This window comes from Caldalkalibacillus salinus (genome assembly GCF_016745835.1).
GTDB classification, from domain to species: domain Bacteria; phylum Bacillota; class Bacilli; order Caldalkalibacillales; family JCM-10596; genus Caldalkalibacillus_A; species Caldalkalibacillus_A salinus.
Map to the genome: position 1 here is coordinate 100396 of NZ_JAERVL010000006.1, position 12783 is coordinate 113178.

Sequence of the window (12783 nt, forward strand, 5' to 3'; positions counted from 1 at the left end):
TATCCATGATGCGACACAAACAAAAAAGGATAGGCTATAGGAAACCTACCCGGCATTGTCAACTTATCAGAACGGTCGTCTTATTTGCGATGACGCTGTTCTAGTATTTCTAGCACTTGGTCTAGTCCCAGATTTTGTTCTTTCCACAATACGATGAGATGATAGAGTAAGTCGGCAGATTCATTGCGTAACTCTTCTGGGTCACGGTTCTTAGCCGCGATAATGACTTCACTCGCTTCTTCTCCTACTTTTTTAAGGATTTTATCGACGCCTTTATCGAACAAGTAGGTGGTATACGCGCCTTCAGGACGTTCGACCTCTCTTTGGGCAATCGTCTGTATCAGTTCACTTAGAATCGTGTAGTCGTAAAGTGAATCAGTCCCGGCATTCTGCTCAGCTGAGGTGTCCACATCGATGGTCCTTGCAAAGCAGGAGAAGGTGCCTTCATGACAGGCGGGGCCAGCAGGGTCGACCATGACAAGTAATGTATCCCCATCACAATCGTAGCGTATCTCATGAACCTGCTGTGTGTGACCTGACGTTTCGCCTTTGTGCCATAAGGATTGTCTAGAACGACTATAGAACCACGTTTGCTTCGTTTCGATGGTTTTTTGTAATGATGTACGATTCATATATGCCATCATCAGGACGGCTTTACTTTGCCTATCTTGAACGATGGCCGGGACAAGCCCTTGCTCATCGAATGTGATATCCTCTATGCTCGTTATTTGATTGGCCATCTTACAGGGACCCCTTTCTCTTGTAAATCCTCTTTGACTGCACGTACGGTCGTCTCATTAAAATGAAAGATTGAAGCAGCGAGGGCCGCATCCGCTTTCGCTGCATCAAAAACCGGATAAAAGTCTTTTGTTCCGCCTGCCCCACCGGAAGCGATGACAGGAATGTTAACGTTCTCTGATATGTGCTTAGTGAGCGCGATATTAAATCCCGTCTTTTCTCCGTCAGCGTCCATACTTGTCAGCAGGATTTCACCGGCACCACACGCTTCAGCTTCTGAAGCCCATTCTAGAGCGGTCTGATCAACACGATGACGTCCACCATGTGTATACACATACCAATCTTGACGATCTGCATCCCACTTCGCATCGATAGCGACCACGATACATTGTGAGCCGAAATAATTGGCGCCTTCCGTGATGAGCTCGGGGTGATTTAAAGCAGCCGTGTTAAGAGACACCTTGTCCGCTCCTGCACGAAGGATTTGCTTCATACTTTCCAGAGTGTTAATGCCGCCCCCAACGGTAAATGGAATCGTGATCTTGGCTGCCGTCTGCTCCACCACATCAACCATCGTCTGACGTCCCTCATGAGAGGCTGATATGTCCAGAAAGACAAGTTCATCTGCCCCCTCCTGGCTATAGATATCCGCGAGCTCGACAGGGTCCCCGGCATCACGCAACTGCTTGAACTGGACCCCCTTCACCACACGCCCATCCTTCACATCCAGACAAGGAATGATTCTTTTGGTTAACATGTTAAACCTCCTCTACGACTTGCTGTGCGTCCGTCAGGGAGAAAACAGGCTGATACAACGCTTTCCCCACAATGGCTCCAGAGATCCCTTTACCCACGTATTGAGCGAGGTGGCGTATATCTTCAAGCTGACTCACACCTCCGGATGCAATGACAGGCTTACCCACCCGCTGAGCAAGGTCCGCAGTCGCTTCCGTATTCGGGCCCGACAGTGTACCGTCTTTACTAATATCGGTGAAGATAAACGTTTCTGCCCCCTGATCAACCAAACGCAGGGCGAGTTCCTCTACTCTTACTTCAGAGGATTGCAACCATCCTTCTACTGCGACGAAACCGTCTCTAGCATCTAACCCTATAGCGATATGCTTACCATACTGCTGCAACGCTGCTTTCACAAAGTCTGGGTCTTTTATCGCGGAGGTACCTAAAATGACACGTTCAACCCCACATTGTAAGTATTGTTCCACATGCGCCAGTGAACGAATGCCACCGCCCACTTGCACCGGTATATCTACGGCTTTGGCTACCTCACTGATCACTTGATCATTAACTGGATGCCCAGCTTTAGCCCCATCAAGGTCAACGAGGTGTAGCCAAGAAGCCCCCTGCACTTCCCACTTCTGCGCCATTTCTAGCGGTTCGCCGTAAACCGTCTCTTGATTATAGTCTCCTTTGAACAATCGTACACATTTCCCCCCACGAATATCTATGGCAGGGTAAACGGTAAAAGTTTCTTTTACACTCACTATGCTCCGCTCCTTTTTTGGCGTCTAGGCGTCGATATTTTCGATAAAATTTCGCAACAGTTTCATCCCAGTGGGTCCACTTTTCTCAGGGTGGAACTGCATCCCGAGTAAACGTTCTGTTCCGACCACACCCGGTACGCGTGTGTCCCCATAAATAGCTTCTGCTATGCGTGCCTCTTCCTTCATCTCCGCGACATAGTAGGAGTGGACGAAGTACGTATAGCCTTGGTCTATATTTGCTAAAATCGGATGGCCTTTTTTCAGATGTTCAAGTCGGTTCCATCCCATATGGGGGACCTTGTAACGTTGTCCTTGCGCATCCTGTCCCGAAAACCGCTGAACATGTCCCTCCAAGAGGTTTAGACCTTCGTGATGTCCTCCCTCTTCACTACTCGTAAAAAGGAGCTGCATGCCAAGACATATCCCGAGTAATGGGGTCTCCCGCTCTACAAGCTCACGCATGACCTGGTCTAAGCCTGTGCGCCTCAGCTGAGCAATGGCGTCTCCAAACGCACCGACACCAGGCAGGATGACTTTTTCAGCTTGACGGATGATTTCAGCGTCCTCAGTCACTTGGTAAGCATGGCCGAGTCGTTCAATCGCTTTACTCACACTGTGGAGGTTGCCCATTCCATAATCGACGATGGTGATCATCGTTACAACATTCCTTTCGTTGAAGGGATCCCTTTGACTCTGGGATCCATCCCAGTGGCTTCATCTAGTGCACGGGCACAAGCTTTAAACATCGCCTCAATTTGATGATGTGTGTTATGTCCGTAATGTAGTAACACGTGTAGATTCATCCGTGCCTCTAAGGCGAATTTCCAGAAAAACTCATGGACAAGCTCTGTATCAAACTGCCCGACCGTCGACTGAGACAGCGTCGCTCTGTATTCGAGGTGTGGGCGATTGCTCAGATCGACCACCACTTGAGCCAGGGTTTCATCCATGGGAACGAAGCTGTTACCGTATCTGCGAATCCCTTTTTTATCTCCTAATGCTTCCTTCAAGGCGGCCCCGAGGCAAATGCCCACATCTTCGGTTGTGTGGTGAGCGTCAACCTCCACATCGCCGTTCGCTTTAATGTGTAAATCGAAGTGGCCATGCCTCGTAAATAGGTCGAGCATATGGTCTAGAAAAGGAACGCCTGTGTCAATCTCACTTTTTCCTTCTCCATCTATGTTAAGTTGAAGCTCTATTTGTGTCTCACTCGTATTCCTTACGACACGGTACGAACGCGGTTGGTTAGGATTCTCCATCGTCTTCCTCCTCTTGTTGGGTCGCTTCAACTCTTTTTTGAATCGCCTGAGCGTGACCTTCTAATCCTTCATACCGAGCCAGTGCCATTATTTTATGAGCGTTTTGCAGGAGGTCTTGTTCGCTATATGAGATGATACTACTTTTCTTCGTAAAATCATCGACATTCAGAGGAGAAGCGAAACGAGCTGTACCGTTTGTAGGCAGTACGTGGTTAGGACCAGCAAAATAATCACCCACAGGTTCAGAGCTATACTCGCCGAGGAAGATCGCACCAGCATGACGGATATTTCCAAGTAGTTTAAACGGGTCTTGGACGAGAAGCTCCAAATGTTCAGGGGCGATTTCGTTGACGGCATGCACCGCTTCTTCTAATGTTTCTGTGACATAGATGGCGCCGTAATCCCGAATAGACGCTGTTGCGATGGCCTTTCTCGGAAGGCTTTGAATTTGAGTCTCTACTTCAGATTGCACACGTTGCGCGAGAGTATGGGAAGGTGTCACGAGCACAGAGGAAGACATGGGATCATGCTCCGCCTGTGATAGAAGGTCGGCAGCAATATAGGCTGGGTTCTGTTCCTCGTCTGCGAGCACCACGATTTCACTTGGACCTGCCACCATATCAATATCAACGGTGCCAAATACTTCTCTTTTGGCCAGAGCGACATAGATATTCCCGGGTCCGACAATTTTATCTACCGGTTGAATCGTGTCTGTTCCATACGTGAGCGCGCCGATCGCTTGAGCTCCGCCCGCTTTATAGATTTCAGTCACACCTAGCAGATCAGCAGCGACGAGCACCGCTGGGGTCAGTGTGCCATCTTTTTGCGGCGGGGTGACCATCACGATCTCCTTCACCCCCGCCACTTTAGCTGGGATGACGGTCATCAGAACGGAGGAGAGTAAAGCCGCCGTCCCACCAGGCACGTACACCCCTACACGATCTAAAGGTTGGATTTTCATCCCTAAAAGGGTGCCAGATTCCCTCGTGTCAATCCAAGACTGCTTCACTTGTTTTTGATGATAACGTTCAATATTTTGGATGGCCTCTTGAAAGTAGGTGACTGCTTCCTCATCCACGTGGTCGTAAGCGGCTTTTCGCTCAGCCTCACTCACTCGGAGATCATCTAATGAAACGCCGTCCAAACGAAGCGTCAAGTGATACAACGCTTTATCACCCTCTTTTTTCACACGCTGTAAGATGTTTAGCACACTTTGTCGTTGGGCATCTGTCCCTTGCCCTATATTTCGCCGTAAAGACACTTCATCTAATTGGTCAGTGATACGAATCATATTTCGTCCCCCTTTTGAATCACACGATTAAATCGTGCCATGAGATCTTCTATCTGCTCAGTTTTTGTGCGGTAACTCACCTGGTTAGCGATCAGTCTCGTTGTGATGTCGTACATGGTTTCCATTTCTTCGAGTCCATTCTCTTTTAACGTCCGCCCTGTTGAGACGATATCCACTATACGGTCCGCCAAGCCCACAATAGGAGCTAATTCAATGGAGCCGTTTAACTTAATGACTTCAACTTGTTGTCCCTGCTGACGAAAGTAAGCTGATGCGACACGCGGGTATTTCGTCGCCACACGCGGGGCAACGGTTGGTTTCCAATCAGGTAGACCTGCAATGCTTAAGCGACAGTGACTTATCTGTAAATCAAGAATCTCGTAAACCTCTCGTTGTTCCTCTAATAGAATGTCCTTCCCTACCACTCCGAGGTCAGCCACACCATACTCCACATAGGTAGGGACGTCCGTTGGCTTAGCTAATATAAAGGACATGTTCGCCTCAGGTACATCAATCACAAGTTTACGACTCTCCTCAAATGAATCGGGAAAGTGATCATCCGCTTGTCTTAAGAGGTCGACAGCTTCTTCAAAAATCCTACCCTTGGGCATGGCGATGGTTAAAGTATGTTGTCCTGTACTCATCACTGTGACCCCTCCTCCTGTTCTAAAGCGATTCTTTCGTCTGCTTCCACTGATACGGGTGTGTGGTCATTTTTCATTCTGTGCAGAATGACCGTGTGGTTTTCTTCACGTAATCGTTCAGCTAACGCAACCGCTTTTTGGCGTTCCTTGGACGTATATGTGATCACGACGCGTTTGTTTTCAGAGCGTGTTTCAACGGTACTCACCTCAAGAATGCGATCCACTTTTAATGAGAAGCCTATGGCCGGAGCCGGTCTTCCAAACTGCGACAAGAGATGATCATAACGCCCACCGTTTCCTATGGGGAATCCCAGATTCTGTGCGTATATCTCGAAGTGTACCCCCGTATAGTAGTCCATCTCCCTCATCAGACTAAAATCTAGTTTGAGGTATTGTGTCACGTTATAGTCTTCTAAGACCGTCCAAAGCTCTTCTATCTCTTGTATCACTTGATCGAGATCCGCTGATTTAATCATACCACGGACCTGCTTTAAGATATCCGTTGACCCGTGATGTGTCAGGAGTGACAATAACGCTTCCTTTTTCTCTGAGGTTAAAGCCATGTTGTTAACGGCCCGTCTGTAACCAACGTAATCTTTGTCATATAGGGATTGTTTTAACGTTTTTTCTTGTTCATCATGATCAAGGCACTGTTTGAACAACGCCGTGATAAATCCGGCGTGACCAATGGTAAGGGTAAAATTGGGTACTCCAGCTGCTTTTAGGGCACTAATCGCTAGCGCAATCACTTCTGCGTCCGCATCAGGCGCTTCCTCTCCAATATATTCTACACCAACTTCGGGAAATTCGGCATTACGTCCTGCCTCCTTTTCCTGTGCACGAAAAACGTGTCCCTGGTACGAGAGACGTAGGGGAAAAGGATGATCTCTAAGCAGAGAGCCCACTACTCGCGCAATCGGTGCCGTCATATCAGGACGGAGGACGAGCGATCTCCCTGAGCGGTCTAAAAGTTTAAATAACTTTTGCTCTAATGTGGCACTCACGCCCCCGACGGTGTCGTAAAATTCGAGCATCGGCGTTTCTATAGGTTCATACCCCCATTGCTGCACCGTATGTTGCACCCGAGACATAATGTCGCTTTTCTTTTTTAACAATGTGGGCAGCGTATCCCGCATGCCTATTGGCTTTTCAAAAACAAATGGCTTTGACATGACCTCCACTCCTCTATTTTAATCTCTAAAACACTGTATATTAAATCCCCAAGTGTATATGAAAATCTCTCTTAAAAAACCAAACGCTTTAGCTTGCTAACAAATTAAAGTAAAAGTGCTATGTGAAAAAGTCTATCATGAGATTTATAAGGGGTCAACCGTTCAACTTGCCTCCTTCTCTGATACAAAAAACGAGAAGAGCGACACGTTCGTCACTCTTCTCGTTTGCTTAAAATAAAAAATTTATACTCTTTCACGAATGGTTTGTATCGGATTCCCACCAACAAAAGATCCCGGTGCCACATCCCTTGTCACAACAGATCCTGCGGCAACAACCGCCCCATCTCCAATGGTCACACCCGGTAGAATGGTGGTATTGGCTCCTATCATTACATCTGACCCGATATGTACTTCACCTAGACGATACTCTGATATGAGATACTCATGGGCTAATAGGGTTGTATTATATCCAATAACGGTGTTATCTCCTACTTTAATGTATTCCGGATACATAATATCCACCATCACCATCAAAGCGAATGATGTATGCTGTCCTACGGTCATACCGAGGCACGTGCGATAAATCGCATTCTTAACCTTTAAGAACGGACAGTACCTTGCCACCTGAATAAAAATGAAATTCTTCATCACTTTTATGAATGACACTGTATCATAAACCTGCCATAAACTATTGTGTCCTTCAACTGGATATCGTTTCGTCTTTCTAGCCATTTATGCCTTACACCACTCTCTATGCGTTACTATGAACGTGACAGCTCTTGTTGGATGGTCAGTAAATCTTGCATCGATTCGAGCATATACGTTGGTGAGAAAGATTGGAGGTAATCGACGCCCTTCAGTGTCCAAGCCACACCAGCTGAGTCAATACCTGCTCTTTGAGCGGATTCAATATCATAACGGCTGTCTCCCACCATGAGGGTCGTCGGTGCTAAGGCCCCCAATTCTGACATGGCTTTTAGCACTGGCTCTGGATGAGGCTTAGGGTGGTCGACGTCTTGAATTGTAATGACCGTTTGCATAAAGGGTTTGAGCCCACAAAGCTCAAGGCCCATCATCGCTGTTTTACGTTGCTTCGTTGTCACAATGCCTAATTTGACCCCTCTATCATGTAAGGTTTGTATGACGTCGTAGGCGTGGGGAAAGGCTTCAACCATGTCATCGTGCACCCTCAGGTTATGCTCACGGTACACCTGTATCATGTCTTGTATACGTTCCGTATCTGTCTCTGCTTCTTCAGCAAAGATCGTCATCATATCCACTAAGGTTTTCCCCATGTGTGGGATGATGTGATCACGGGTGTATGCTTTCTCAGGGTAATATTGATTCAGCGTGTGTAAAAAGGATGATATAATCAGTTCATTTGTATCCAGTATTGTGCCGTCAAGGTCAAATAAGACGGTTGTGTATTTTCCCATGGTCCTTCTCATACTCCTTTGTGTCTGTACCTATAACGTACATTTAATGGTTTGTTTCTTCTTTGAGGTAGGATTGACTAGGGGTGTGCTCCGTTCGTTTCCATAATAGCCCAATCGCAATTGTTAACAATATCGCTAGCACGAGACGCGTCAGGAGCAATGGCCACAGCGGAATACCTAATGGCAGAAATATTAAAGTATCTTCTACCACCGCATGACAGGCCACAAGGAATATGAATAATAGATACACATCGCGTTGACTCATATTATCTTCCTTTACAGCCTGAATGATCACACCGGCGCCATATGCGAGGCCAAACAGAAGCCCAGCCCCCAACGTTGTAGACGTATTGGGTGATAAGCCTAATACTTTCGTGGCCGGTCTCATCCAACGCGTGAACAACTTCAGGAAATCCCGGTCCTTCATCCATTGAATAAAGATCATGAGCGGGATCACGATCATTGCTAACTGCAAAATACCGATCACGGCTGTATTAAGAGCATGAAGTGTCATCGCTAACCACCCTTCAATGTTCTCCGTTGAGGTGTTCGGTATCATCCCATACTGTGCAGGCGTTTGACCGCCAGACCAAAATAGATGAATAAGGAACGCAGAAAGGAAAGCTAAGCCTAACCTCACGGTGACTGCCACCCATGCTTTAATCCCCACTTTGACTGCCACCGCTGTCTCAATAAAAAGATTGTGAGAAAGAGACATCATCACTGCTAGTATAAAAACTTCCTTCACGTCAAGACTTAAGCTTAAAACGGCCCCGATCCCAGCATAAAGGTTGAGAAAGTTAGCTAAAACAAAAGGGATAGCCGCTTCACCCGGCAGGCCGATCAAACGCATCAAAGGTTCAAACAGAACCACAATCCAGTCGATCACAGGCGTGAAGGATAGCAAGGTCACAATTAACGTGACGGGGAAAATGACTTTTCCTAGTACCCATGTCGTCTGTAGTCCAGCTTTTATACCCGCTTTTAATGTATCCATAGGGCGTGCACCTCCTTCAAGCGATTATTTTGTGTTTTGTTGTGCGTAGTAGAGAGGATGCTCACCTTTTTTACGGCGATAAATAATAAACGTTACGCCTGCTGCAATAAGAAACAGACTGATGACTTGAGCCATACGTAACGTATCCGTTAGCATCAGACTATCTGTTCTCATGCCTTCAATAAAGAAACGTCCGATAGAATACCATATCAGATAAGACGCAAACAGTTCCCCGACTTTCAAGTTAAGTTTACGAAGACTGATCAAGATAAAAAAGCCAACAAAGTTCCAAATTGATTCATACAAAAACGTAGGATGATGATAATAGAAACCGGGGCTCATACCAGGGCCTGGGTTGTCGTTGTAAATGTACATCTGGTTAATGATGAACTCCGGGAGTCTAAGGCCTTCTAAGAAGTCACGTGTAACAGGCCCGCCATGGGCTTCTTGGTTCATGAAGTTACCCCAACGGCCAATCCCCTGAGCAAAAATAATACTAGGGGCTACGGTATCCGCTAATCTCCAGAAATGCAGATTCCTCTTTTTCGTAAAGACGATGAGGGTGATCACGGCCGCAATCAGCACCCCGTGAATGGCAAGCCCACCTTCCCATACCGCGATAATGTCAACAGGGTTCTGTGAGTAGTACTCCCATTCAAAAATGACATAGTACAAGCGTCCACCTAAGATACCTGCGGGTACACCGTATAAAACAAGGTCTAAAAACGTATCCGGGACGATGCCATGTTTTTTCCCCTCTCGTATGGATAGTGTGAGGGCTACAAACACAGCAAAACCTAATATCAAGCCATACCAATGTACGGTTAATGGGCCTAACTCTAAAGCAATCGGACTTAATGGTTCAATCTGCTCAACTGCTTCATTCATTTAATCTGTCTCCTCTCTCGCTTGATATAACATTCTCGCAATGAGCATATATCATCATTTTTTCCACTCGTTTTAGTAGAAATGATATTCATTACTTCTAGGGCATCTCCAGACTCAATCTACAGTTCACTCAATCTACAGCTCTTCATTATCTTCACTTAGGATCGTGTCTTTTAGTCTGTTGTCGAAGGCTTCCGCTGCATTATATCCCATGCGCTTCAAACGGAAGTTCATTGCGGCGACTTCAACAATAACAGCTAAATTTCTACCTGGTCTCACAGGAACGGTAATCTGTGGGATTTGGGCGTCTAAGACTTCGAGCTGTTCTTCATCTAAACCGAGACGATCATACTGCTTATTCTGATCCCAATTCTCCAAACGACAGACAATGGCAATTTTCTTAAAGTTTCGGACTGCCCCCGCACCGAATAAGGTCATCACATTGATAATACCAACACCCCGTATTTCTAATAAGTGACGGATCAATTCAGGCGCATGACCAATGAGGATATCCTCGGCCGTTTGTCTAATGATGACATTATCATCAGCGACTAAGCGATGCCCTCTTTTAACCAACTCAAGTGCTGTTTCACTCTTTCCTATACCACTACTCCCCGTAATCAGCACACCTATCCCGTAGATATCGACGAGCACGCCATGCATTGTTGTGCTAGGAGCCAAGCGGCTCTCAAGATAGTTGGTTAATTTGCTAATGACCTGTGTCGTGGCTAATGGGCTTCTTAACACAGGAACATTATATGTTTGTGAGGCTTGAATCAACTCATCAGGCACATTGAGCCCTCTAGAAATACAGATACAAGGGGTCTCCTCCTGACATAATCGATTCATACGGATCACTTTGTCTTCAGGATCAATACCACTAAAAAAGGTCAACTCCGTCTTACCCAACAGCTGTACGCGTTCCGCTGGATAATACGTGAAGTAACCTGCTAGTTCGATACCAGGCCGTGAAATATCACTTGTTGTAACCGTGCGTTCTAAGTACTGTTCGCCTGTAATCACTTCAAAATTAAATTGTTCGACCAACTCTTTGACCTTTATAGGGCTCATGCTTTTACTCCTTTTGAATGAATCATCATTAAAATCTTAACCGATTGATTTTTCCCTTAGTCTATCTTAGGCAAGATATGTATAGTTTATCATTAAATATAAAAAAGAAGCTAGCCTTTTAGACGTAGCTTCTTAGGCACCTGGATATTATTGCTTTAGTCCTTGTCCTTCAATTACAAACAGGTCATGTTTATACAAATACAGCGAAAAGGTCAGTCTGATTAAGCACTAACCTTTCTCGTCAAGCATTACGTGATGCGGTTGACAATCACCCGTTGTATCACCCAATTCAATATGCCGATAATGATGCCTGCCCAGAACGCCGTCCAAAAAGAAGTAATGGTAAAACCTTCAATAAGGGTTGCCGTTAGCAGGAGCATAGCTGCGTTAATGACGAGCATAAATAAGCCAAGCGTGACGACGGTAATGGGGAATGTGAGAAAAATCAATATGGGTTTAATAAACGTATTCACAACTGAGAAAAGTAGGGCTGCCAAGAATGCAACGCTAGCACTTTCAATGGTAAAGCCTGCAAAAAAGCCAGCCACAATCATTAAGGTCGCCCAGTTTACCAGAATGCTAATCAACCACTTCATTTAAACGTCCTCTCTTTCCTGTATAAAGATTGAGCCGGTCTTAGACAACAAATCAACATCATGCGCCTTTTCTTCACCTTGAGCAAGTAAATATTGCTTATGATTCGTCGTCTGGGGTCCTTCTGTTTTTACTGTATGCGGAATCTGGACATGTATATGCCCTACTTTTGTCTGGCACTGGCCATGCACACCATAAACGGCAGGGGGATAAACAACCCGTATGGTGCCATTTGTCGTTGTCGCTTTGATATGACTGCCCTTCAAAAGGTGCTCCTCTATGCGAATGTTCCCATTGGTGGTGTCACACAAGATCCATGCTAGGTTTCCTTGCAACTGGACACTGCCATTGGATGTTTTCCAAGTACTTTCTTCCGCATCCACTTGCAAACACTGGACTCTCCCATTTGAGGTATTACCGGAAATTTTCCCGGTCGTTAAGTCTTGCAAACGAATGGAACCATTTGATGTGTCCACGTCTAAAAGGTTTACCTCATGCTGACTTATTTGGATAGACCCGTTGTTGGTACTGAGATTGATACGTTCATAAGCACGTCGAGGCAATGTCACCTCAAGTGAGATCTTCACATGTTTCTTGTCCTCTACTTCAAATCTATACTTTCCCTGATCAGTTGAGCTATGGATCAAAGACTTCATAATGTCCCGAGCTTCTTGTTCGTCGTCCGCTTTGGATATAACACCGATAACGTTGATTTGACCTTCATCTCTATCCCAGGACTTAACCTTAATACTGCCATTCGATGCGAGCAATGACACATCCGTGTATGAAAATTGCGGAATACGGATGGCTTCCGTTACTTTCATTCCGCCACTCCATTGAAAATCTAAGTCGAGATCAACGTCCATGGTTTGGAGTTTATCAACGGCTTTTCCCACGAGATCTAGGAGCTTGGTGGCACCCTTGTTCGCTCCCCCAATCAGCTTATCCGTTGTCTCATGTAAATCCGCCTTCATACGTTGAAACTGTTCCCGGTAGGCTTGCTTTTCTGTGTCATCTCCATCTTCCTGTCTAAACGTCTCACTTGTATGCTGCGTTTGATGACTTTTGTCAAGGGCATCCAATAGCTTATTTGCTTCCTCTGCGCTTATTTTACCCTCTTCTAACATTTTTAAAATGATGCGTCTTTCTTCCATAGGGGTCACGCTCCTTTCAAGTCAGCGAGATACAAAC

General features: G+C 46.0%; 15 protein-coding genes. All 15 read right to left on the reverse strand.

The annotated features are described in order from the left end of the window. Positions 1 to 80: 80 nt before the first annotated feature. The gene (gene hisIE / locus JKM87_RS06395; RefSeq protein WP_202079184.1) at positions 81 to 740 is read right to left on the reverse strand and encodes a bifunctional phosphoribosyl-AMP cyclohydrolase/phosphoribosyl-ATP diphosphatase HisIE; all 660 of its coding nucleotides are present in this window, start codon (positions 738 to 740) and stop codon (positions 81 to 83) included. Continuing rightward, on the reverse strand, positions 725 to 1495 hold the full coding sequence (hisF, locus tag JKM87_RS06400; RefSeq protein ID WP_202079186.1) for an imidazole glycerol phosphate synthase subunit HisF: 771 nt from the start codon (positions 1493 to 1495) through the stop codon (positions 725 to 727). The genes hisIE and hisF overlap by 16 nt, the downstream gene beginning before the upstream one ends. A 1-nt stretch (position 1496) precedes the next feature. After that, on the reverse strand, positions 1497 to 2240 hold the full coding sequence (gene hisA, locus JKM87_RS06405) for a 1-(5-phosphoribosyl)-5-[(5-phosphoribosylamino)methylideneamino]imidazole-4-carboxamide isomerase (protein ID WP_202079188.1): 744 nt from the start codon (positions 2238 to 2240) through the stop codon (positions 1497 to 1499). 24 nt (positions 2241 to 2264) lie between these two features. Continuing rightward, complete coding sequence (hisH, locus tag JKM87_RS06410; RefSeq protein WP_202079190.1) at positions 2265 to 2894, reverse strand: imidazole glycerol phosphate synthase subunit HisH; 630 nt, start codon at positions 2892 to 2894, stop codon at positions 2265 to 2267. Positions 2895 to 2896: 2 nt separating this feature from the next. Further along, complete coding sequence (gene hisB, locus JKM87_RS06415; RefSeq protein ID WP_202079192.1) at positions 2897 to 3499, reverse strand: imidazoleglycerol-phosphate dehydratase HisB; 603 nt, start codon at positions 3497 to 3499, stop codon at positions 2897 to 2899. Beyond that, complete coding sequence (hisD, locus tag JKM87_RS06420; protein WP_419761838.1) at positions 3486 to 4787, reverse strand: histidinol dehydrogenase; 1302 nt, start codon at positions 4785 to 4787, stop codon at positions 3486 to 3488. The genes hisB and hisD overlap by 14 nt, the downstream gene beginning before the upstream one ends. Continuing rightward, on the reverse strand, positions 4787 to 5434 hold the full coding sequence (hisG, locus tag JKM87_RS06425) for an ATP phosphoribosyltransferase (protein WP_202079196.1): 648 nt from the start codon (positions 5432 to 5434) through the stop codon (positions 4787 to 4789). Before hisG ends, hisD begins: the two co-directional genes overlap by 1 nt. Beyond that, positions 5434 to 6606, reverse strand: a complete 1173-nt coding sequence (locus JKM87_RS06430; protein WP_202079198.1) for an ATP phosphoribosyltransferase regulatory subunit — start codon at positions 6604 to 6606, stop codon at positions 5434 to 5436. The genes hisG and JKM87_RS06430 overlap by 1 nt, the downstream gene beginning before the upstream one ends. 243 nt (positions 6607 to 6849) lie before the next feature. After that, positions 6850 to 7338 (reverse strand): acyltransferase, encoded by a 489-nt coding sequence (locus JKM87_RS06435; RefSeq protein WP_202079200.1) that lies wholly within the window; start codon positions 7336 to 7338, stop codon positions 6850 to 6852. A gap of 29 nt (positions 7339 to 7367) precedes the next feature. After that, a complete protein-coding gene (gene ppaX, locus JKM87_RS06440; protein ID WP_202079202.1) occupies positions 7368 to 8042 on the reverse strand; it encodes a pyrophosphatase PpaX in 675 nt (224 codons plus the stop codon). Positions 8043 to 8085: 43 nt separating this feature from the next. Next, a complete protein-coding gene (locus tag JKM87_RS06445; protein WP_202079204.1) occupies positions 8086 to 9039 on the reverse strand; it encodes a nucleoside recognition domain-containing protein in 954 nt (317 codons plus the stop codon). Between the two features lie 24 nt (positions 9040 to 9063). After that, positions 9064 to 9927, reverse strand: a complete 864-nt coding sequence (gene lgt / locus JKM87_RS06450) for a prolipoprotein diacylglyceryl transferase (protein WP_202079206.1) — start codon at positions 9925 to 9927, stop codon at positions 9064 to 9066. 135 nt (positions 9928 to 10062) lie between these two features. Then, positions 10063 to 10998: an HPr(Ser) kinase/phosphatase gene (gene hprK / locus JKM87_RS06455; RefSeq protein ID WP_202079209.1), complete on the reverse strand. Its 936-nt coding sequence runs from the start codon at positions 10996 to 10998 to the stop codon at positions 10063 to 10065. Between the two features lie 248 nt (positions 10999 to 11246). Next, positions 11247 to 11594: a phage holin family protein gene (locus tag JKM87_RS06460; protein WP_202079210.1), complete on the reverse strand. Its 348-nt coding sequence runs from the start codon at positions 11592 to 11594 to the stop codon at positions 11247 to 11249. Beyond that, positions 11595 to 12746 (reverse strand): DUF4097 family beta strand repeat-containing protein, encoded by a 1152-nt coding sequence (locus JKM87_RS06465; protein WP_202079212.1) that lies wholly within the window; start codon positions 12744 to 12746, stop codon positions 11595 to 11597. Between the last annotated feature and the right edge of the window lie 37 nt (positions 12747 to 12783).